Origin of the sequence: Pseudomonas sp. P8_241, assembly GCF_034008315.1 — a bacterium.
Lineage (GTDB): Bacteria > Pseudomonadota > Gammaproteobacteria > Pseudomonadales > Pseudomonadaceae > Aquipseudomonas.
The window spans coordinates 5,567,346-5,588,088 of record NZ_CP125377.1 but is presented as its reverse complement, the minus strand read 5'-3'; the positions used below and the strand labels follow the sequence as shown (position 1 = coordinate 5,588,088).

Genomic DNA, 20,743 nt, shown 5'->3' with positions numbered 1-20,743 from the left:
GATTTTTAGAAACGGAGCACACGCACAAACAGGGGCGATGCAACTTTGGAATGACTTTGGGACGCCATGGCTCCCGGTTATCCACAGCGTTTTTAGAAGTGCTAATGCCATAACAATAAAATGCACATGGAGAAGCGTCGATGACATCAGTAAACCAGTTCTGGCGCCGGGCGAAATTGCCTCTGGCTGTCAGTCTTGCCTCTACGCTCGCCGGGCCAGCATTCGGCGTCAGTTTCAACGTTGGTGAAATCGAAGGTCAGTTCGATTCATCCCTGTCGATCGGTGCCAGTTGGTCTACCGAAAGTGCCAACAAGAATCTCATCGGCGTCAACAACGGCGGCCGTGGCCTGTCCCAGACCTCCGATGACGGTCACCTGAACTTCAAGAGTGGCGAAACTTTCTCGAAGATCTTCAAGGGCATTCACGACCTTGAACTGAAATACGGCGATACCGGCGTTTTCGTCCGTGGCAAATACTGGTACGACTTCGAACTGAAAGACGAAAGCCGTCCGTTCAAGGACATCAGCGACAGCAACCGCAAGGAAGGCGCCAAGTCTGCTGGCGGCCAGATCCTCGACGCCTTCGTCTACCACAATTACGCCATCGCCGATCAGCCGGGTTCCGTGCGTCTGGGCAAGCAGGTGGTGAGCTGGGGTGAAAGTACCTTCATCGGCGGCGGCATCAACTCGATCAACCCGATCGATGTGTCCGCGTTCCGTCGTCCAGGCGCCGAGATCAAGGAAGGCCTGATTCCGGTCAACATGTTCTATGTGTCTCAAAGCCTCACCGAGAACCTCTCGACAGAAGCTTTCTACCAGATCGAATGGGACCAGACCGTTGCCGACAACTGCGGCACGTTCTTCTCGCAACCCGACGTGATCGCCGATGGTTGTGACAACAACCTGGCCGTACTGCGCACCCAACAGAGCCTTCGCAGCGCATTGGGTCCCTTGGCGACGCCAGCCCTCAATGTCCTGTCTGCCAGGGGCGTGACCTGGGGCAATCCGGACGAAGGCGTTATCGTCCGTCGCGGACCGGATCGTGACGCTCGAGACAGTGGTCAGTTCGGTGTGTCTTTCAAGTATATGTTCGATCCGCTGGACACCGAATTCGGTGCCTATTTCATGAACTACCACAGCCGCGCGCCGATCTTCAGCGGCCATGGCGCGCCAGCCAGCGCCTATAACCCGCAGGCTTTGGGTGGCGCACTGGTGGGTGCCGGTATTCCGCCCCAGCTCGCAGGTGCTGCGACGGCACAATTGCTGCCGTTGGTGGTAGCGGGCAACTCCAGCTACTACGTCGAATACCCTGAAGATATCCGCCTGTATGGTCTGAGCTTCTCCACTACGTTGCCTACCGGTACGGCGTGGAGTGGTGAACTCAGCTACCGGCCGAATGCTCCGGTTCAGCTCAACACCACCGACATTCTCTTCTCCGGTCTGACGCCGCTCAACCCTAGCGTTTCCGTACTCTCGGGTACTCCAGGTCAGGATCAACAAGGTTATCGCCGCAAGGAAGTGACCCAGCTGCAGACAACGCTCACCCACTTCTTCGATCAGGTGATGGGTGCTGAGCGACTGACTCTGGTTGGCGAGGTTGGCTGGACCCACGTCGGTGGCCTGGAAGACAGCTCCGAAGCGCGTTACGGTCGTGACCCGAGCTACGGCCCTGGCCCGTTGCCGAACAACCAGTGCGTTGTGTTGAACACCGGCACTCTGGCGGGTGGGGCGCAAAACAACGTCAGCCGCTACTGCGAAAACGACGGGTTTACGACCGCCAACTCCTGGGGCTACCGCGGTCGCGCCATCTGGGAATACAACGACGTGTTCGCTGGTGTGAACCTCAAGCCCAACGTGGCCTGGTCCCATGACGTTGAGGGTTACTCCCCTGGCCCTGGCGCCAACTTCGAGGAAGGTCGCAAAGCAGTCAGCCTGGGTGTCGATGCCGAGTACCAGAACACCTATACCGCAAGCCTGGCCTACACCAACTTCTTCGACGGTAAATACACCACTGTGGATGATCGCGACTTCGTTGCGCTCAGCTTCGGCGTGAACTTCTAAGCACTGTATTTTCAGGATGAACGCACATATGAAAATAACCAAGAGTCTGTTCCACGCCGGTGTCCTCGGGTTTTCGCTGCTTGCGACCAGCGTCATGGCCGCGGTCCCTGCGGCCGAGGCGGACAAGTTGGGCAAGAGCCTGACCCCGATGGGTGCTGAAATGGCGGGTAATGCCGACGGTTCGATTCCGGCCTGGAAGCCAATGTCGAAAACGGCCGGGACTGTCGACAGCAAAGGCTTCCTGTCCAACCCATATGCCAGTGAAAAACCGCTGTTCACCATCACGGCGCAGAACGTCGACCAGTACAAGGAAAAGCTTGCCCCGGGCCAGTACGCGATGTTCAAGCGCTACCCGGAAACCTTCAAGATGCCGGTCTACCCGTCGCATCGCGGTGCGACCGTTCCGGATGACGTGTTTGCCGCCATCAGGAAGAACGCGACCAACACCAAACTGGTGTCCGGCGGCAACGGCCTGGAAAACTTCGAAACCGCAGTCCCGTTCCCGATTCCGAAAACCGGGGTTGAAGTCATCTGGAACCACATCACCCGCTATCGCGGTGGTAGCGTGACTCGCCTGGTCACCCAGGCCACGCCACAACCGAACGGTTCGTTCAGTCTGGTGTACTTCCAGGACCAGTTCGTGTTCCGCGACAAGATGAAGGACTACGATCCGGCGAACCCGGGCAACATCCTGTTCTACTTCAAGCAGAAAGTGACGGCTCCGGCACGTCTGGCCGGTGGTGTGCTGCTGGTTCATGAAACCCTCGACCAAGTGAAGGAACCGCGTTCGGCGTGGGTCTACAACGCCGGTCAGCGTCGCGTGCGTCGTGCTCCACAAGTGTCCTATGACGGCCCGGGTACCGCTGCCGACGGCCTGCGTACTTCCGACAACCTGGACATGTATAACGGCGCACCGGATCGTTACGACTGGAAGCTCGAAGGCAAGAAAGAAATGTACATCGCCTCCGACGCCTACAAGCTCGACGATCCGACGCTCAAGTACGCCGACATCATCAAGGCGGGTCACATCAACCAGGACCTGGCTCGTTACGAGCTGCGTCGTGTGTGGCATGTGGTTGCGACCCTGAAGGAAGGCCAGCGTCACATCTATGCCAAGCGTGACTTCTACATTGACGAAGACACCTGGCAAGCGGCGGTGATCGATCACTACGATGGTCGCGGTCAACTGTGGCGAGTTGCCGAGGCTCATGCCGAGAACTACTACGACAAGCAAGTGCCATGGTATGCACTCGAAGCGCTGTACGACCTGCAATCGGGCCGTTACCTGGCGCTGGGCATGAAAAACGAAGAGAAGTCGGCGTATGACTTCGGCTTCACGGCGACCACCAGCGACTTCACCCCGGCCGCGTTGCGTCAGGAGGGTGTTCGCTAAGTTGAGTTGAATAGAGACGGCATCCGCTCTGGAGAAACGCCCCGACTGGTTCGGGGCGTTTTTTTTGTTCGTAGACTTTTTGTAGCCATTTGTAGCAATTACCTTCATTCCCTAGCCGTTTACGGCTAGTCTGCGGACATCTGCAACGCCGCCACCCGCGATTCAAACAAGAGCCGGCTATGACTGATTTGTCTACACCCCAAGGTTCAGCAACTGCTGCTGTCGCGACATTGGACGGACGATTCTTTCGTCCGCCATTGCCCGACGGTCATGTCCTGCGACCGCGTTTGTGCGAACGATTGAGCGCCGGTCTTGAAGGGCGGTTATTGCTGGTGAGTGCGCCGGCGGGGTTCGGCAAAAGTTCGCTGGCGGTGGAGTTCTGTCAGGCATTGCCGGGTCACTGGCGTAGCCTCTGGTTAGGGCTGAGCCCTCGAGACAGTGACCCTGGGCGTTTTCTCGAGCGTTTGCTGGAAGGCCTGCAGGACTATTTCCCGCATCTGGGCAGACAGTCTCTCGGACTGCTGAAAATGCGACAGCGCCATCAGCCGTTCGCCTTCGAGGAATGGCTGGACGGTTTGCTCGACGAGTTGGCCGTGTACCTTTGCGCGACTTCGCCGCTGCTGCTGGTGCTGGATGATTATCATCTGGCCCAGGGGCCGGTGCTGGACCGTTGCCTGCAATTTTTCCTCAATCATCTTCCCGATGGCTTGCTGGTGATGGTCACCAGTCGCCAGCGACCCGACTGGCACCTGGCGCGGCTGCGGCTGTCGCGGCAATTGCTCGAGTTGCATGAACAGGATCTGCGCCTGACCCACGACGAGGCCTTGAGCCTGCTCGACCGACACAGCAGTTCCCTGCGCGGTGAGGCACTGGAAAACCTGATCCAGCGCAGCGAAGGTTGGGTCGCGGGGTTACGTTTCTGGCTGTTGGCCGCCTCGGAGGCGGGCACCGATGGCGCGCTGCCGCAATCGTTGCACGGCGGGGAAGGGTTGATCCGCGATTACTTGCTCGAAGAGGTTATTGACTGCCTGCCCGCCGAGGTCCAGTCGTTCCTCTATGACACGGCACCCCAGGAACGATTTTGCAGCGAACTGTGCGACGCCGTTCGCGATGCCCATGACAGCGCTGAAATTCTGCGGTTTCTGCTCGCCCACCAAGTGTTCCTGGTGCCGCTTGACGAGCACGGGCACTGGTATCGCTATCACCACCTGTTTTCCGATTTGTTGCGCACTCGTCCCGCCGCCCAGTCGCTGGTCCCTGCGGCGAGCCTGCACCTGCGCGCCTGCCGCTGGTTCAATGCCCAGGGGTTGCTCGACGAGGCGGTGGAGCAGGCGTTGCGCGCCGGTCACCTGGATGTCGCGGCGAACCTGGTGCAGAACCTTTCCGAAGAGCAACTGCTGGCCGAGCAGAACGTCGGCATGTTGCTTCGCTGGAAAATGGACTTGCCCGACAGCCTGTTGATCAGTACGCCACGCTTGATCGTGCTGTACAGCTGGGCGTTGGGCATGGCTTGCCAACTGGACGCTGCCGAAGAGCTGGCCAGTCATTTGAGTCGCTTCCTGCCGGCGCCCTCGGCCACTGCGCAGAAATCCATGCTGGCCCAGTGGCTGGCGTTGAGCGGCATCATCGCCCGTGGACGGGGCAATCGTGAGCTCACGCTGCTGTATTGCCGCGAAGCGCTGGAAAGCCTGCCAGCCAAGCGTTATGGGCAACGCCTGATGTGTCTCTCGACACTGTCCAACCTGGCCATCGCCGACGGTGATTTATGGCGCGCGCGGGGACTGAACCGTGATTCGCTGGAGTTGGCGCAGCGCGTGGGCAACCCGTTGTTCGAAGCGTTGGCCCATTACGATCGAGCTCGGGTCCTGCAAGCGCGCGGGGAGGTCTTTCGGGCACAGGACGAAGTACGCCAGGGTTTGCAACGCCTGCAGGGTTTGTCCTCGCAGCGACTCTATGCCGTGCGTGCCCGACTGACATTATACGAAGGCGTTTTACTGGCTCAGCGGCTACAACCCCAAGCGGCGCGGGTGCGATTGCAAGCGGGTTTGAATGAGGCCCGTGCCTGCCGGGATATCAGCGTATTGATCGGTCATTGCGTAATCGCCAGGCTCGAAGGCAGCAGCGGTGAATTTGCCAAGGCCTTTGCCGAACTCGCTGAAGCCGAGCGCCTGATGCATATCTGGGACGTGCCGCCGATCTACTACCTGGCGATGATTACCTTGGTCAAATGTGAGTTTTGGCTGGCCCAGGGGCGAACCGATCTGGCCGAAGCCTGGCTGGCACGGCTGGGGCAGACTTACAACGGCGAGCATGCGGCGGCTCCGCCGGAGTTTCACCCGCAACTGCCGTTACACATTGAATTGCAACAAGCGCAGCTGGAGGTCATCCAGGGCCAGCCGATGCTGGCCGAGGGGCGTTTGAATGCTCTTCTCGAACATGGTCAGCAAAGCGGTCGGCAGATGCTCAGTGCCATGGCGCTGACTCAAAAAATCACCTTGTTGCTTGGCAGTGGCCGCGAGCCTGAAGCACGCAAGGCTCTGATTCAGGCACTGGACGTTGCCGGTGGAGGCGTTTTGCAGCCGTTCGAAGGTTTGTTGGCCGAACATCCGGATTGGTTGCGCGGGCAACTGCAACTCAACCCGCCGACGCCTGTTTCGCAGAGCCTTATCGAAAAGCTGCCGACACCGGTGGCTCGCTTCAGTCTGGAGCCTTGCGCGGCGGCGGAGCATCTCAGCGCTCGAGAACTGGCCGTCCTTCGATTGATTGCCCAAGGCTGCTCGAACCAGGAAATCAGTGACCAACTCTTCATTTCCCTGCACACGGTCAAGACCCACGCCAGCCATATCAACAGCAAGCTCGGAGTCGAGCGGCGGACACAGGCGGTGGCGCGGGCCAAGGAGTTGGGGGTTTTGGATTAAGAAGTTTTCACGTTACTCATGCGGATAAATGCTTCGACCCTCAAGTGTGCGAAAATCGCCTGTCCCCGTTTATCGAGCAGGCTCCGATGTCCCAGAAACCCGCCCTCATTCGCGAAACCTTCCCCGTCGGCCCTTTGCAGTGCAACTGCACGATCATCGGTGATCCGGTGACGAAAAAGGCCATTGTCGTCGATCCGGGTGGCAATCATGAGCTGATCCTGGCGCGGCTTGACGCGCTGGGCCTGAAGGTGGTCAGTATTATTCATACCCACGCGCACCTGGATCATTTCCTGGCTTCCGGCCAGTTGAAGGAGAAAACCGGTGCGACGTTGCACCTGCACAAGGAAGACCAATTCCTTTGGGACAACCTGGAAATGCAGTGCCAGATGTTCGGCGTGCCCTACACCCCGGTACCGTCGCCGGACCGCTGGCTGGCCGATGATGAAGCGTTGGACTGCGGCTGCGGTGTAGCGCTGCACACGCCGGGTCATACGCCGGGCTCCATGAGCTTCTGGTTTTCCGACGCCAAGTTGCTGATTGCCGGTGACACGCTGTTTCGGCGCGGCGTCGGCCGCACGGACTTGTGGGGCGGCGATCAGGCGACCATCGTGCGTTCGATCAAGCAGCGGCTGTACACCCTCGATGAAGACGCAACGGTGGTAACCGGACACGGTCCGGATACCCGACTGGGCGATGAAATGCGCGAAAATCCTTTCGTGCGGGCCTGAAGTGCCGTTGTGAAGGCAAGGCGGAATTTTTATCCACATTTATGATCCAACGCCCGCAAAGGCCGATGCCTTGGTCCGTTGCACCACAGAATGCAAAACGTAGGAGCTTTACATGTTCACCATGCGTCGTTTGATGATTGTCGCTACTGCCGTGGCCGTACTGTCCGGCTGTGCCTCGCCCAACCCTTATGACGGTCAGCCGCAGGGGCAGGCGGACAGCGGTTCCCAAGGCATGAGCAAAACCGCCAAGTACGGTGGTCTTGGCGCGCTCGCCGGTGCTCTGGCCGGTGCCGCCATCAACCACGATAACCGTGGCAAGGGCGCGTTGATCGGTGCCGCAGTGGTGGGTGCTTCCGCTGCCGGTTATGGTTACTACGCCGATCAGCAAGAGAAAAAACTGCGCGCCAGTATGGCCAACACTGGTGTTGAAGTGCAGCGCCAGGGCGACCAGATCAAACTGATCATGCCGGGCAACATTACCTTCGCCACCGACTCGGCTAACATCGCCCCAAGCTTCTATCAGCCACTGAACAACCTGGCCGGCTCGCTGAAAGAGTTCAACCAGAACCAGATCGAAATCGTCGGCTACACCGACAGCACCGGCAGTCGCCAGCACAACATGGACCTGTCCCAGCGTCGCGCTCAAAGCGTGGCGACCTACCTGACGTCGCAAGGTGTCAGCGGTGCCAACTTGAGCGCCCGTGGCGCCGGCCCGGATAATCCGGTAGCCAGCAACGGTGACACCAACGGCCGTGCACAGAACCGTCGTGTCGAGGTCAACCTCAAGGCGATTCCAGGTCAGCAGTATGGTGCTCAGCAGTAAGCGCTGCACAAATGCCTGATTGAACCCCAGGCTAAAAAAGCCCGCCCGATTCCAATCAGATCGGGCGGGCTTTTTTTTATCGTCAGTTCCTGCAGGGGAAGTGGCGATCACAAAAAGTGTGCACTTCGTAGGAGCTGGCTTGCCAGCGAAGAGGCCAGCATGGACGCTGGTGGTAATGGTTCAGAATCAAAAAAGCCCCCGAACCAGTGAAAGTCCGGGGGCTTTTTGTGTCGCGAAAGCTTGCTTACTTCTTCAGGCCGTAATGCTCATCGAGCATACCCGGCGAGTTCGGGGCTTTCGGAGCGTAGTCGCGAGGCGGCTCCTGATCCCGCGGTGGCGTCAGGCGTTCCCGTGGTGCCTGCACTGCGTCGGCGTGCAGGGAGGCCAGCAGACGTTGGCGGGTCTGCTCGTCCAGGGCCAGGCGGTTGGCGCCCTCGGCGAGATGATCCTGCACTTCCTGATAGCTCTGAGTCAGTTTCTTGACCAGTGTGGCCGTGCTGTTGAAGTGGGTCACCACCTCGTTCTGATAACTGTCGAAACGTTCCTGAATATCGTCCAGCTGACGCTGCGTGCGGTTAGGCGCGGCGCTCGGCGCGAGGCGAGCGATCAGGAACCCAATGGCGACACCCACAACCAGGGCAAGAGTCGGTAACAACCAAACTAAGAGCGAGTGTTCCACGAGTCCTTCCTCTATAAACGGCTTTGCTTTACGTTAACGGCTCCAACCTGCGCTGTATACCGCGATTCACTCGCAATAAATTGGCACAGACAATTTGCTAGACGAGTCGACCTGATACGAGGTCACGGAGTTCCTTCCTTGCTTATGCGTGAAACCCCTGTAGTGATTGATGGCCCGGTGGGGCAACTGGAAGCTCTTTACCTGGATAATGAGCAGCCCCGCGGCCTGGCACTGATCTGCCATCCGAACCCGGTGCAGGGCGGCACCATGCTCAATAAAGTGGTCTCGACCCTGCAGCGCACCGCACGCGATGCCGGTTTTATTACCTTGCGTTTCAACTACCGTGGCGTCGGCGCCAGCGAAGGCTCGCACGATATGGGCACAGGTGAGGTCGATGATGCCCAGGCGGTAGCCGAGTGGTTCCGGGCCAGGCATCCGCAATTGCCGCTGACCCTGTTCGGTTTTTCCTTCGGTGGGTTTGTTGCAGCAAGTCTCGGCGGACGCCTGGAAGCTAAGGGTGAGCCGATCAAGCATCTGTTCATGGTCGCGCCGGCGGTCATGCGCCTCGATGCTCAGAACCCGCTGCAACAGCAGGGCGAACTGACCCTGATCCAGCCGGAAACCGACGAAGTGATCGATCCGCAACTGGTTTACGAATGGTCTGACAAGCTCGAACGCCCCCATGAGCTGCTGAAAGTGGCAGAATGCGGGCACTTTTTTCATGGCAAGCTGACCGATCTCAAGGATCTGATCCTGCCGCGCCTTTCGAATTGATTGCAGTCTGACAAGCGATTACCCATGACGACTCGTACCCGTATTCTTACCGGCATCACCACCACCGGCACGCCGCACCTGGGCAACTACGCCGGAGCCATCCGCCCGGCGATCATCGCCAGCCGCGACAGTAACGCTGATTCGTTCTACTTCCTGGCCGACTACCACGCCTTGATCAAGTGCGATGACCCGCTGCGCATACAGCGCTCGCGTCTGGAAATCGCCGCGACCTGGCTTGCAGGTGGCCTGGATGTGGACCGCGTGACGTTCTATCGTCAGTCCGACATTCCCGAAATCCCTGAGCTGACCTGGTTGTTGACCTGCGTCGCCGCCAAGGGCCTGCTCAACCGCGCCCACGCCTACAAGGCCTCGGTGGACAAAAACGTCGAGACCGGCGAAGACCCGGACGCCGGCATCACCATGGGCTTGTACAGCTATCCAGTGTTGATGGCCGCTGACATTCTGATGTTCAACGCGCACAAGGTGCCGGTCGGTCGCGACCAGATTCAGCACGTGGAAATGGCCCGCGACATCGGCCAGCGCTTCAATCACCTGTTTGGCCAAGGCAAAGAGTTCTTCACCATGCCCGAGGCGTTGATCGAAGAGAGCGTCGCCACGTTGCCGGGCCTGGACGGCCGCAAGATGTCGAAGAGCTACGACAACACCATTCCGCTGTTCAGCAGCGCCAAAGAGATGAAGGACGCGATTTCACGGATCGTCACCGACTCCCGCGCGCCGGGTGAAGCGAAAGATCCGGACAACTCGCACCTGTTCACCCTGTTCCAGGCGTTCGCCACGCCGGCGCAAGCCGACGAATTCCGCAGCGAGCTGTTGCAAGGCCTGGGTTGGGGTGAGGCGAAGAACCGACTGTTCCAGTTGCTGGACAACGATCTGGGCGAGTCCCGCGAGCGTTACCACCAACTGATCGAGCGTCCGGCGGATCTGGAGGACATGCTGCAACACGGTGCGAAAAAGGCTCGCGCGGTGGCGACGCCGTTTCTTAACGAGCTGCGTGAAGCAGTCGGCCTGCGTTCCTTTGTTGCCCAGACCCAAGTGGCGGCGACGACCAAAAAGAAAGCCGCGAAATCGGCGCGTTTTGTCAGCTTCCGAGAAGACGACGGCAGTTTCCGTTTCCGTCTGCTGGCGGCCGATGGTGAGCAACTGCTGCTGTCGTGCAACTTTGCCGACGGTAAAACCGCTGGGCAGGTGACCAAGCAGCTGCAAGCGGGCCAGGCTCTGGACGTGCGCAGTGAAGACCTGAGCTTCAGCGTTTGGCTGGAAGGCGAGTGTGTAGCCGATAGCCCGACCTTTGCTGACAGCGCCACTCGCGACGCTGCCATTGAAGCTCTGCGAATTGCCCTGACCCCGGTTCAGGACTAAACAGCGGCGCGGTCCGACCAAGGGCCGATTGCCATTCCTCGGGGCCGTCGCTACAGTGACGGCCCGTTTTTGTTGCCTTGCTAACGAATTATGACGCCCCTAGAACGATATCAAGCTGATCTGAAACGCCCGGAATTCTTTCATGACGCCGCGCAGGAAACGGCCGTGCGTCATTTGCAGCGCCTGTACGATGATCTGGTCGCCGCCGATCAGAATAAACCGGGCCTGCTGGGCAAACTGTTTGGCAAAAAGGATCAGGCGCCTGTCAAGGGCCTGTATTTCTGGGGCGGCGTGGGCCGCGGCAAGACTTACCTGGTCGACACCTTCTTCGAAGCGTTGCCGTTCAAGGAAAAGTCTCGTACGCACTTCCACCGCTTCATGAAACGTGTGCATGAAGAGATGAAGACCCTGGGCGGTGAGAAAAACCCGCTGACCATCATCGCCAAGCGTTTCTCTAACGAAGCCCGGGTCATCTGCTTCGATGAGTTCTTCGTTTCCGACATCACCGACGCCATGATCCTTGGCACCCTGATGGAAGAGCTGTTCAAGAACGGCGTGACCCTGGTCGCGACGTCGAACATCGTGCCGGACGGTCTCTATAAGGACGGCCTGCAACGCGCGCGCTTCCTGCCGGCCATTGCGCTGATCAAGCAGAACACCGAGATCGTCAACGTCGACAGCGGCGTCGATTATCGTCTGCGTCACCTCGAACAAGCCGAGCTGTTCCACTATCCACTCGACGAAGCCGCCAACGAGAGCCTGCGCAAAAGCTTCCGTGCATTGACCCCGGAATGCACGGCGGCGGTCGAAAATGACGTGCTGATGATCGAAAACCGTGAAATTCGTGCCCTGCGCACCTGCGATGACGTGGCCTGGTTCAACTTTCGTGAACTGTGCGACGGCCCACGCAGCCAGAACGATTACATCGAACTGGGCAAGATCTTCCACGCCGTGCTGCTTAGCGATGTCGAGCAGATGAGCGTCACCACCGACGACATCGCCAGACGTTTCATCAACATGGTCGACGAGTTTTACGATCGCAACGTGAAACTGATCATTTCTGCGGAAGTCGAGCTTAAAGATCTCTACACCGGCGGTCGCCTGAATTTCGAATTCCAGCGCACCCTCAGCCGACTGCTGGAAATGCAATCCCACGAATTCCTGGCGCGGGCGCATAAGCCGTAACAGTGTTCGGAAAGTAAAAAAGGCCTGCGCATGCAGGCCTTTTTTGTGGTGCGCCGAAGATCAAAAGATCGCAGGCTTCGCCAGCTCCTACAGATACACACCATCGGTAGGAGCTGCCGTAGGCTGCGAACTTTTAGGCCGCTTGCTGAAACTGCTGCCGATACTGGTTCGGTGACAGTTCCGTATGCTGGCGGAACAGGCGCGCAAAGAAGCTCGCATCGTCGTAGCCTACTTCGTAGCTGATGGTCTTGATGCTCTTGCGGCTGGCGGACAGCAAGCCCTTCGCCGTTTCGATGCGCAGGCGTTGCAGGTAATGCAGCGGCTTGTCGCCGGTGGCGGTCTGGAAACGGCGCATAAAATTGCGAATGCTCATGCCGTGTTCGCGGGCAACGTCTTCGAAGCGAAACTTGTCGGCAAAATGCTCTTCGAGCCAGTGCTGGATCTGCAGGATAATCACGTCTTGATGCAATTTCTGCCCGCCAAAGCCGATCCGCCCTGGTGAATAGCTGCGCTGGACTTCATAGAGAATGTCGCGAGCCACGGCCTGGGAAACGTTGGCGCCACAGAAACGCTCGATCAGATAGATGTACAGATCGCATGCGGAGGTGGTGCCGCCCGCGCAGAAAAGATTGTCGGCGTCGGTCAGGTGCTTGTCCTGATTGAGCTGAACCTGTGGGTAGCGTTCGGCAAAAGCTTCGAAGAAGCGCCAGTAGGTTGTCGCCTCCTTGCCGTCGAGCAGGCCGGCTTCGGCCAGCCAGAACACGCCGGTGGCCTCGCCACACAACACGGCGCCGCGCGCATGTTGCTGGCGCAACCAGGGCAGGACCTGTGGATAACGTTTGCACAGTGAATCGAAGTCGTCCCAGAACGCCGGGAGAACGATGATATCGGCGTTTTCCAATGCGCCGTCTACCGGCATCATTACATCGCTGAAACTGTTCACCGGTTTGCCGTCGGGGCTGACGAGTCGCGTTTCGAACGCCGGAGTCAAGCCATGACCCAGCTGTTTGCCGTAGCGCAGGCTGGCGAGATGGAAGAAATCCTTGGCTGTCATGAGGGTGGTAGCGAAAACCCGGTCGGTTGCCAGGATGCTGACGCGCCGCAAGGGCGTGGAGGCTTGGTTAGACATAATTCAACTTTATTCTTATAGGGGAAAGTGGTCACCAGACGGCTGGATCGTCTTATTTTTTGTCGGATGTGTCCAGTGTCCTGTATCGGACGCGGGGCTTAGTCTCTGAAGGTCTGTTTCTTCTGAAAATAAAAAAAAGGTGCTGCATGATCCCTAGAACACTGTTCAGTTCCGAGCACGAACTTTTTCGCGACAGCGTGCGTACATTCCTCGAAAAAGAAGCGGTGCCGTTCCATGGACAGTGGGAAAAGCAGGGCTATATCGATCGCAAACTCTGGAACAAGGCGGGTGAGGCGGGGATGCTGTGCTCGCATTTGCCCGAAGAGTACGGCGGATTGGGGGCCGACTTTCTTTACAGTGCGGTGGTGATTGAAGAGGTCGGCCGTCTGGGTTTGACCGGCATCGGATTCTCTCTGCATTCAGACATCGTTGCGCCGTATATCCTGCATTACGGCAGTGAAGCGCTGAAACACAAATACCTGCCGAAACTGGTGTCTGGCGAGATGGTGAGCGCCATTGCCATGACCGAGCCGGGTGCCGGTTCCGACCTGCAAGGGGTGAAAACCACCGCAGTGCTCGATGGCGATGAATATGTGATCAACGGCTCGAAGACCTTTATTACCAACGGCTATCTGGCGGACCTGGTGATCGTTGTCGCCAAGACCGATCCCAAGGCCGGCGCGAAAGGCACCAGTCTGTTTCTGGTCGAGACCAGCACGCCGGGCTTCGAAAAGGGCAAGCGCCTGGAGAAGGTCGGCATGAAAGCCCAGGACACCTCGGAATTGTTCTTTCAGGATGTCCGGGTGCCTAAGGAAAACCTGCTCGGCCAAGCCGGAATGGGGTTTGCCTACCTGATGCAGGAGTTGCCGCAGGAGCGGTTGACCGTGGCCATCGGCGGGCTGGCGTCAGCCGAGGCCGGTTTGCAATGGACGCTCGATTACACCCGCGACCGCAAGGCGTTCGGCAAGTCGATCGCCGACTTCCAGAACACCCGCTTCAAGCTGGCGGAAATGGCGACAGAAATCCAGATCGGCCGGGTCTTCGTTGACCGATGCCTGGAGCTGCACCTGCAAGGCAAGCTTGATGTGCCAACGGCTGCGATGGCCAAGTACTGGGGCACCGACCTGCAATGCAAGGTGCTCGACGAGTGCGTGCAGCTGCATGGCGGCTATGGGTTCATGTGGGAATACCCGATTGCCCGGGCGTGGGCGGATGCGCGGGTGCAGCGGATTTATGCCGGGACCAATGAAATCATGAAGGAGATTATTGCGCGATCTCTTTGAATCCATGTGATGGCTGAAAAGATCGCAGCCTGCGGCAGCTCCTAGACAGGATCGGTTTGAGCCCTGTAGGAGCTGCCGAAGGCTGCGATCTTTTTACTTAGGGCGCAGGGTTCGGATGATCCTTGTGAATCGCTTCGATCCCCTCCAGCACTTCTTCCGACAGTTTCAGATCAAAACTGGCAATGTTGCTCTCCAGTTGTTCCATCGTGGTCGCGCCAATGATGTTGCTGGTCACGAATGGCTGTTGAGTGACAAAGGCCAGCGCCATTTGGGCGGGATCCAGGCCGTGCTCCCGTGCCAATGCCACATAGCGGCTGCACGCCGCTTCCGACTGCGGGTTGAAGTAGCGACTGAAGCGGCTATAGAGGCTCAGGCGGCCCTTCGGTGGGCGCGCGCCACCTTCGTATTTACCCGAAAGGAAGCCAAACGCCAACGGCGAGTAAGCCAGCAAACCGCACTGCTCGCGAATGGCGATTTCCGCCAGACCGATTTCAAAGCTGCGGTTGAGCAGGTTGTACGGGTTCTGGATCGACACTGCGCGCGGCCAGCCACGGGCTTCGGCCAGGGCGAGGAAGCGCATGGTGCCCCACGGTGTTTCGTTGGACAGGCCAATGTGGCGAATCTTGCCGGCCTTGACCTGCTCGTCCAGCGCTTCGAGCGTGTCCTCCAGTGGTGTCAGATTCGCTTCGGTTACGTGCTTGTAGCCCAACTGGCCGAAGAAATTGGTGCTGCGCTCCGGCCAGTGCAGTTGGTACAGGTCGATGTAGTCGGTTTGCAGGCGTTTGAGGCTGCCATCGACAGCTTCCGTTATGTGCTGTCGATTGTGCCGAAGGCTCTTGTCGCGAATGTAATCGATGGTATTGCCGGGGCCGGCGATCTTGCTGGCGAGGATCCAGTCGGCGCGATCACCGCGGCTTTTGAAGTAATTGCCGATGTAACGTTCGGTGGTGGCGTAGGTTTCGGCCTTGGGTGGCACCGGGTACATCTCGGCGGTGTCGATGAAATTGATCCCGGCGCTCTTGGCCCGTTCGATCTGTGCGAAGGCGTCTGCCTCGCTGTTTTGCTCGCCCCAGGTCATGGTTCCGAGGCAGAGGGCACTCACGTTCAGATTGGTCCGGCCTAGCTGGCGATATTCCATCGGGGTGCTCCTTGGGCAAAACAATCATAAAAGCAGGTTGAATTATTTTTCGCAATCTGCATAATTGCGCACCTCTTTCTGCAGTGGAAGTGATGCGCCGCCGCCGAAGAATCTTGCCGTTGAACGGACGCGCCGACCCGAGCCCCCGAAAGCGTCTGTATCCGGCTGCCTTTGACTTGTCAAAGTACGCACTATTCAGTAAGATCCGCCGTCTAATTTACAGGGCGGCCCCTGAGGCTATAAAGAATGAAAACTTTTACTGCTAAACCGGAAACAGTACAGCGCGACTGGTTTGTCGTCGACGCTGCAGGTCAGACCCTGGGTCGTCTGGCCACCGAAATCGCGAGCCGTCTGCGTGGCAAGCATAAAGCTGAGTACACTCCTCACGTTGACACCGGCGATTACATCGTCGTTATCAATGCCGAGCAGATTCGTGTAACCGGTGCTAAAACCACCGACAAAATCTACTACTCCCACTCCGGTTTCCCGGGCGGTATCAAGTCGATCAACTTCGAAAAGCTGATCGCTAAAGCCCCTGAGCGCGTGATCGAGACCGCGGTCAAAGGCATGCTGCCTAAGAACCCGCTGGGTCGCGACATGTATCGTAAGCTGAAAGTCTATGCGGGCGCTGTACACCCTCATACTGCTCAGCAGCCCCAAGAACTGAAGTTTTAACGGAATAGTTCATTATGTCGGCGACTCAAAATTACGGCACTGGCCGTCGCAAGACCGCAACCGCACGCGTTTTCCTGCGTCCGGGTACTGGTAACATCTCCATCAACAACCGTTCGCTGGATAATTTCTTCGGCCGCGAAACTGCCCGCATGGTAGTTCGTCAGCCGCTGGAATTGACTGAGACTGTCGAGAAATTCGACATCTACGTCACCGTGATCGGCGGTGGTGTAAGTGGTCAGGCTGGCGCAATCCGCCACGGTATCACTCGCGCTCTGATGGATTACGACGAGACTCTGCGCAGCGCCCTGCGTAAAGCCGGTTTCGTAACCCGCGATGCTCGTGAAGTTGAACGTAAGAAAGTCGGTCTGCGTAAAGCGCGTAAGCGTCCGCAGTACTCGAAGCGTTAATTCGCTTTCACGTTCAAAAAAGAACGCCCAGTTTCCTCGCGGAGCTGGGCGTTTTTTTATGCGTGCGATTTATCAAAGAATTGCGCTGTGACAACTTGCCACATCCGCAGACGCCCTATACTACAAGGCTCGGGGGTGATGGGCTCCGGTAATTACCTTGTCAGAATTGGGGCTTTTCATTACCATTCGGCAAAATTTTTATAAGTACATAGTTTTACTTAGTAGATGCCTGATTTAACAGGCCACAAAGCTGATGGGAGAGGACTGAATGAGCAATGACGGCGTGAATGCAGGCCGGCGTCGCTTCTTGGTAGCAGCCACATCCGTGGTGGGTGCTGCAGGAGCGGTGGGGGCTGCGGTCCCGTTCGTGGGGTCATGGTTTCCCAGTGCCAAGGCGAAAGCCGCAGGTGCACCGGTGAAAGTGAATGTCAGCAAAATCGAGCCAGGCCAGCAGATGATTGCTGAGTGGCGCGGTCAGCCGGTGTTCATCGTCCGCCGTACCGAGGAAATCCTGGGGAATCTGAAAAAGATCGAGGGCCAGCTGTCTGACCCGACCTCCAAGAACTCGACACAACCTACCTATGTTGATCCGGAAACGCGTTCGATCAAGCCCGAGGTTCTGCTGCTGATTGGTATCTGCACGCACCTGGGTTGTTCGCCGACATTCCGTCCCGAAGTGGCACCTGCTGATCTGGGCAAAGACTGGGTAGGCGGTTATTTCTGCCCTTGCCACGGTTCCCATTACGATCTGGCTGGCCGCGTCTACAAGTCGCAACCTGCGCCTTTGAACCTGCCAGTTCCCCCGCATTCCTATGAGACCGATGACATCATTATTGTTGGCGTCGATACGGAGAAAGCGTGATGAGCAAGTTCATGGATTGGGTTGATGCGCGCTTTCCCGCCACCAAGATGTGGGAAGACCATCTCAGCAAGTATTACGCTCCGAAGAACTTCAACTTCTTCTATTTTTTTGGTTCCCTGGCGCTACTCGTTCTGGTCAACCAGATCGTTACCGGTGTCTGGCTGACCATGAGTTACACCCCGTCGGCGGAAGAGGCCTTTGCTTCTGTCGAATACATCATGCGCGACGTCGAGTACGGCTCGATCCTGCGTCTTCTGCACTCCACCGGCGCTTCGGCGTTCTTCATCGTGGTTTATCTGCACATGTTCCGTGGGTTGCTCTACGGGTCGTACCAGAAGCCACGGGAGCTGGTGTGGGTCTTCGGCATGCTGATCTACCTGGCGCTGATGGCTGAAGCGTTCATGGGCTATCTGCTGCCGTGGGGCCAGATGTCCTACTGGGGTGCCCAGGTGATCATCTCGCTGTTCGGCGCGATCCCGGTCATCGGCAACGACCTGACCCAGTGGATCCGTGGTGACTACCTGATTTCCGGTATCACCCTGAACCGCTTCTTCGCCTTGCACGTGGTTGCCTTGCCGATCGTGATTCTCGGTCTGGTGGTGTTGCACATCCTCGCGTTGCACGAAGTGGGGTCGAACAACCCTGACGGCGTGGACATCAAGAAGCACAAGGACGAAAACGGCATCCCGCTGGACGGCATTGCCTTCCACCCTTACTACACCGTGAAAGATATCGTCGGTGTCGTGGTGTTCCTGTTCATCTTTTGCTCGATCGTGTTCTTCTTCCCCGAGATGGGCGGCTATTTCCTCGAGAAGCCGAACTTCGAAGTGGCGAACGCCTTCAAGACCCCAGAGCACATTGCTCCGGTCTGGTACTTCACGCCGTTCTACGCAATTCTGCGGGCGGTTCCGGACAAGCTCCTGGGTGTTATCGCCATGGGCGCGGCCATCGCTGTGCTGTTCGTCCTGCCGTGGCTCGACCGTAGTCCGGTCAAGTCGATGCGCTACAAGGGCTGGATGAGCAAGATCTGGCTATGGGTATTCTGCATCTCGTTCGTGATCCTCGGTGTGCTAGGCGTTCTGGCTCCGACTCCAGGCCGTACGTTGTTATCGCAGGTATGTACCTTCCTGTACTTCGCCTACTTCATTTTGATGCCGTTCTACACCAGGCTCGAGAAGACCAAACCGGTTCCGGAAAGGGTGACTGGCTGATGAAAAAGCTATTTGCTGTATTGATGCTTGCTGCGCTGCCAGTGTTCGCTTTCGCTGCTGAACACGGTGGCCCGGAGCTGGAAAAAGTCGATATCGACGTTTCCGATAAAGCGGCCATGCAGGACGGTGCACGTACGTTCGCCAACTACTGCATGGGCTGCCATAGCGCCAAGTTCCAGCGTTACGAGCGCGTTGCCGACGACTTGGGCATTCCCCATGAATTGATGTTGGAGAAGCTGGTTTTCACTGGCGCCAAGATCGGTGATCACATGAATGTCGGCATGCAGCCGGCGGACGCCAAGGCCTGGTTCGGCGCGGCACCACCGGACCTGACACTCGTCGCCCGTGTTCGTGGCACCGACTGGCTCTACGGATACCTGAAATCGTTCTACGAAGATCCGTCACGCCCTTGGGGCGTGAACAACAAGGTTTTCCCGAACGTGGGCATGCCTAACGTCCTGGTGGGCCTGCAAGGCCGTCAGGTCGTCGGTTGCAAACAGGTTCAGATCGTTGAAGACGGCAAGAAGCAATATGATCCGTTGACCGGTACGCCACTGACCCATGAGGCGTGCGATCAACTGACCATCGTGCCGAAAAGCGGTGCTTTGACCGAAGAGCAGTTCGATGAGAAGGTCAAGAATCTGGTAACCTTCCTGGCTTACTCGGCTAACCCGGTTAAGCTGCAACATCAGCGCATTGGTACTTACGTATTGCTGTACCTGGCGTTCTTCTTCGTATTCGCTTACCTGCTCAAGCGCGAATACTGGAAAGACGTGCACTGATAACGCTTCAAGCAATTGCTGTTAATCGCGCGCGCCCAAGGGCGTCTCAGAGTAGCGAACCTGGTCATCCAGACGTTATTTGAGGCGCCCTCTGGGCGCGCTCGTTTTTCCGCTTCCGATAATTTCTACAAGCGAGGAGGACCGCCATGGGCGTGACCAATCGGTTGGCCTGTTACTCCGACCCCGCCGACCACTATTCCCACCGAGTGCGCATCGTACTGGCAGAGAAGGGTGTCAGCGCAGAGATCATTTATGTGGAGGCAGGCCGCCAGCCACCTAAACTGATTGAAGTGAACCCTTACGGCAGCTTGCCCACCCTGGTCGATCGTGACCTTGCGTTGTGGGAGTCGACCGTGGTGATGGAATACCTGGATGAGCGTTACCCGCATCCGCCACTACTGCCGGTTTATCCCGTGGCGCGTGCCAACAGCCGACTGCTGATTCATCGTATTCAGCGTGACTGGTGTGGCCTGGTGGATCTGATTCTGGATTCGCGGACCAAGGAAGCGGCCCGTGCCGTAGCTCGCAAAGAGTTGCGTGAAAGCCTGACGGGCGTGTCGCCGTTGTTCGCCGACAAGCCGTTTTTCCTTAGTGAGGAACAAAGTCTGGTGGATTGCTGCCTATTGCCAATACTCTGGCGATTGCCGATTCTGGGTATTGAACTGCCGCGGCCAGCCAAGCCGCTGCTTGATTATATGGAGCGCCAGTTTGCGCGTGAGGCTTTCCAGGCGAGTCTGTCTGGTGTCGAACGCGACATGCGCTAAGGCTTAAGGAGCCGCTATGAACTCCAGTCGACCTTATCTGGTCCGTGCGCTCTATGAGTGGATTGTTGACAACGATTGCACCCCGCACATGCTGGTCAATTCCGAGTACCCGTCGGTGCAGGTGCCGCAGGGGTTTGCCAGTGAGGGGCAGATCGTCCTGAACGTGTCGCCACAAGCTGTGCGCCATCTGCATATGGACAACGAGGCTGTGAGCTTCGAAGGTCGCTTCGGGGGTGTGCCGCACACCTTGTATGTGCCGATCGCTTCAATCCTGGGTATCTACGCCAGGGAAAATGGCCAGGGCATGGTGTTCGATCTGGAATCGCCTATGGGTGAGGACGATGACATCGAGCCGGATGATGACATTCCGCCACCCGACAGCGAGCCGCCGCGTCCCAGCGGTCGACCTAGTTTGAAGGTGGTGAAGTAATAAAAAAGGCGATCCGGAAGGGTCGCCTTTTTTATTACGTAGGAGCTGCCGCAGGCTGCGATCTTTTGATTTTGGCTTTCAGGATCAAAAGATCGCAGCCTTCGGCAGTTCCTACACCGCGT

The 20,743-nt window shown here is 57.9% G+C and carries 19 protein-coding genes; 16 read left to right on the top strand and 3 right to left on the bottom strand.

Annotation, left to right across the window (positions count from 1 at the left end; translation table 11 throughout):
* Window positions 1-140: 140 nt before the first annotated feature.
* The 5 genes from QMK58_RS25000 to QMK58_RS24980 all read left to right on the top strand — a co-directional run bounded on the left by QMK58_RS25000 (window position 141) and on the right by QMK58_RS24980 (window position 7,922).
* Entirely contained in the window at window positions 141-2,060 is a 1,920-nt protein-coding gene (locus QMK58_RS25000; RefSeq protein WP_053159644.1) for a DUF1302 domain-containing protein, read from the top strand.
* A 28-nt stretch (window positions 2,061-2,088) separates the two neighbouring features.
* Complete coding sequence (locus QMK58_RS24995; RefSeq protein WP_320395579.1) at window positions 2,089-3,453, top strand: DUF1329 domain-containing protein; 1,365 nt, start codon at window positions 2,089-2,091, stop codon at window positions 3,451-3,453.
* Window positions 3,454-3,632: 179 nt separating this feature from the next.
* Window positions 3,633-6,371 (top strand): LuxR C-terminal-related transcriptional regulator, encoded by a 2,739-nt coding sequence (locus QMK58_RS24990; protein ID WP_320395578.1) that lies wholly within the window; start codon window positions 3,633-3,635, stop codon window positions 6,369-6,371.
* Between the two features lie 86 nt (window positions 6,372-6,457).
* Window positions 6,458-7,099 (top strand): MBL fold metallo-hydrolase, encoded by a 642-nt coding sequence (locus tag QMK58_RS24985; RefSeq protein WP_053159638.1) that lies wholly within the window; start codon window positions 6,458-6,460, stop codon window positions 7,097-7,099.
* Between the two features lie 112 nt (window positions 7,100-7,211).
* Window positions 7,212-7,922, top strand: a complete 711-nt coding sequence (locus QMK58_RS24980) for an OmpA family protein (protein ID WP_053159636.1) — start codon at window positions 7,212-7,214, stop codon at window positions 7,920-7,922.
* Between the two features lie 244 nt (window positions 7,923-8,166).
* On the opposite strand, the gene QMK58_RS24975 is transcribed toward QMK58_RS24980, so the two are convergent.
* Complete coding sequence (locus QMK58_RS24975) at window positions 8,167-8,601, bottom strand: YhcB family protein (protein ID WP_053154920.1); 435 nt, start codon at window positions 8,599-8,601, stop codon at window positions 8,167-8,169.
* 144 nt (window positions 8,602-8,745) lie between these two features.
* Here QMK58_RS24975 and QMK58_RS24970 point away from each other — a divergent pair, with 144 nt between their 5' ends.
* The 3 genes from QMK58_RS24970 (at window position 8,746) to zapE (ending at window position 11,940) form a co-directional block, all read left to right on the top strand.
* Complete coding sequence (locus QMK58_RS24970) at window positions 8,746-9,375, top strand: alpha/beta hydrolase (protein ID WP_053154922.1); 630 nt, start codon at window positions 8,746-8,748, stop codon at window positions 9,373-9,375.
* 24 nt (window positions 9,376-9,399) lie between these two features.
* On the top strand, window positions 9,400-10,755 hold the full coding sequence (locus QMK58_RS24965; protein WP_053154924.1) for a tryptophan--tRNA ligase: 1,356 nt from the start codon (window positions 9,400-9,402) through the stop codon (window positions 10,753-10,755).
* A 90-nt stretch (window positions 10,756-10,845) separates the two neighbouring features.
* Entirely contained in the window at window positions 10,846-11,940 is a 1,095-nt protein-coding gene (zapE, locus tag QMK58_RS24960; RefSeq protein WP_053154926.1) for a cell division protein ZapE, read from the top strand.
* Between the two features lie 133 nt (window positions 11,941-12,073).
* On the opposite strand, the gene QMK58_RS24955 is transcribed toward zapE, so the two are convergent.
* Window positions 12,074-12,994 carry a GlxA family transcriptional regulator gene (locus tag QMK58_RS24955; protein WP_172681789.1) on the bottom strand — a complete coding sequence of 307 codons (921 nt, stop codon included), beginning with the start codon at window positions 12,992-12,994 and terminating at the stop codon, window positions 12,074-12,076.
* Between the two features lie 221 nt (window positions 12,995-13,215).
* Here QMK58_RS24955 and QMK58_RS24950 point away from each other — a divergent pair, with 221 nt between their 5' ends.
* Window positions 13,216-14,352, top strand: coding sequence for an acyl-CoA dehydrogenase family protein (locus QMK58_RS24950; RefSeq protein WP_053154929.1), 1,137 nt, complete (start codon window positions 13,216-13,218; stop codon window positions 14,350-14,352).
* 97 nt (window positions 14,353-14,449) lie between these two features.
* On the opposite strand, the gene QMK58_RS24945 is transcribed toward QMK58_RS24950, so the two are convergent.
* The gene (locus tag QMK58_RS24945) at window positions 14,450-15,490 is read right to left on the bottom strand and encodes an NADP(H)-dependent aldo-keto reductase (protein ID WP_053154931.1); all 1,041 of its coding nucleotides are present in this window, start codon (window positions 15,488-15,490) and stop codon (window positions 14,450-14,452) included.
* Window positions 15,491-15,736: 246 nt separating this feature from the next.
* Here QMK58_RS24945 and rplM point away from each other — a divergent pair, with 246 nt between their 5' ends.
* From rplM to QMK58_RS24910, 7 genes are all read left to right on the top strand, one after another.
* Window positions 15,737-16,165: a 50S ribosomal protein L13 gene (gene rplM / locus QMK58_RS24940; protein ID WP_007905295.1), complete on the top strand. Its 429-nt coding sequence runs from the start codon at window positions 15,737-15,739 to the stop codon at window positions 16,163-16,165.
* 14 nt (window positions 16,166-16,179) lie between these two features.
* Window positions 16,180-16,572, top strand: coding sequence for a 30S ribosomal protein S9 (rpsI, locus tag QMK58_RS24935; RefSeq protein WP_003228056.1), 393 nt, complete (start codon window positions 16,180-16,182; stop codon window positions 16,570-16,572).
* A 268-nt stretch (window positions 16,573-16,840) separates the two neighbouring features.
* Entirely contained in the window at window positions 16,841-17,434 is a 594-nt protein-coding gene (petA, locus tag QMK58_RS24930) for a ubiquinol-cytochrome c reductase iron-sulfur subunit (protein WP_053154933.1), read from the top strand.
* Window positions 17,434-18,645, top strand: a complete 1,212-nt coding sequence (locus QMK58_RS24925) for a cytochrome b (protein WP_053154935.1) — start codon at window positions 17,434-17,436, stop codon at window positions 18,643-18,645. The genes petA and QMK58_RS24925 overlap by 1 nt, the downstream gene beginning before the upstream one ends.
* Window positions 18,645-19,427, top strand: a complete 783-nt coding sequence (locus QMK58_RS24920; RefSeq protein ID WP_053154936.1) for a cytochrome c1 — start codon at window positions 18,645-18,647, stop codon at window positions 19,425-19,427. Before QMK58_RS24925 ends, QMK58_RS24920 begins: the two co-directional genes overlap by 1 nt.
* A gap of 146 nt (window positions 19,428-19,573) precedes the next feature.
* A complete protein-coding gene (locus QMK58_RS24915; RefSeq protein ID WP_007972581.1) occupies window positions 19,574-20,191 on the top strand; it encodes a glutathione S-transferase N-terminal domain-containing protein in 618 nt (205 codons plus the stop codon).
* A gap of 16 nt (window positions 20,192-20,207) precedes the next feature.
* Window positions 20,208-20,621, top strand: a complete 414-nt coding sequence (locus tag QMK58_RS24910; protein ID WP_053154938.1) for a ClpXP protease specificity-enhancing factor — start codon at window positions 20,208-20,210, stop codon at window positions 20,619-20,621.
* The last annotated feature ends 122 nt before the right edge of the window (window positions 20,622-20,743 follow it).

Bases quoted from the DNA above. Each gene is read 5' to 3' on its own strand.
- QMK58_RS24980 (WP_053159636.1), top strand. From the start codon at position 7,212: ATGTTCACCATGCGTCGTTTGATGATTGTCGCTACTGCCGTGGCCGTA.
- QMK58_RS24995 (WP_320395579.1), top strand. From the start codon at position 2,089: ATGAAAATAACCAAGAGTCTGTTCCACGCCGGTGTCCTCGGGTTTTCG.
- QMK58_RS24950 (WP_053154929.1), top strand. From the start codon at position 13,216: ATGATCCCTAGAACACTGTTCAGTTCCGAGCACGAACTTTTTCGCGAC.
- zapE (WP_053154926.1), top strand. From the start codon at position 10,846: ATGACGCCCCTAGAACGATATCAAGCTGATCTGAAACGCCCGGAATTC.
- QMK58_RS24965 (WP_053154924.1), top strand. From the start codon at position 9,400: ATGACGACTCGTACCCGTATTCTTACCGGCATCACCACCACCGGCACG.
- QMK58_RS24970 (WP_053154922.1), top strand. From the start codon at position 8,746: ATGCGTGAAACCCCTGTAGTGATTGATGGCCCGGTGGGGCAACTGGAA.
- QMK58_RS24985 (WP_053159638.1), top strand. From the start codon at position 6,458: ATGTCCCAGAAACCCGCCCTCATTCGCGAAACCTTCCCCGTCGGCCCT.
- QMK58_RS24945 (WP_053154931.1), bottom strand. From the start codon at position 15,490: ATGGAATATCGCCAGCTAGGCCGGACCAATCTGAACGTGAGTGCCCTC.
- QMK58_RS24915 (WP_007972581.1), top strand. From the start codon at position 19,574: ATGGGCGTGACCAATCGGTTGGCCTGTTACTCCGACCCCGCCGACCAC.
- rplM (WP_007905295.1), top strand. From the start codon at position 15,737: ATGAAAACTTTTACTGCTAAACCGGAAACAGTACAGCGCGACTGGTTT.
- QMK58_RS24910 (WP_053154938.1), top strand. From the start codon at position 20,208: ATGAACTCCAGTCGACCTTATCTGGTCCGTGCGCTCTATGAGTGGATT.
- QMK58_RS24990 (WP_320395578.1), top strand. From the start codon at position 3,633: ATGACTGATTTGTCTACACCCCAAGGTTCAGCAACTGCTGCTGTCGCG.
- QMK58_RS24925 (WP_053154935.1), top strand. From the start codon at position 17,434: ATGAGCAAGTTCATGGATTGGGTTGATGCGCGCTTTCCCGCCACCAAG.
- petA (WP_053154933.1), top strand. From the start codon at position 16,841: ATGAGCAATGACGGCGTGAATGCAGGCCGGCGTCGCTTCTTGGTAGCA.
- QMK58_RS25000 (WP_053159644.1), top strand. From the start codon at position 141: ATGACATCAGTAAACCAGTTCTGGCGCCGGGCGAAATTGCCTCTGGCT.
- rpsI (WP_003228056.1), top strand. From the start codon at position 16,180: ATGTCGGCGACTCAAAATTACGGCACTGGCCGTCGCAAGACCGCAACC.
- QMK58_RS24920 (WP_053154936.1), top strand. From the start codon at position 18,645: ATGAAAAAGCTATTTGCTGTATTGATGCTTGCTGCGCTGCCAGTGTTC.
- QMK58_RS24955 (WP_172681789.1), bottom strand. From the start codon at position 12,994: ATGACAGCCAAGGATTTCTTCCATCTCGCCAGCCTGCGCTACGGCAAA.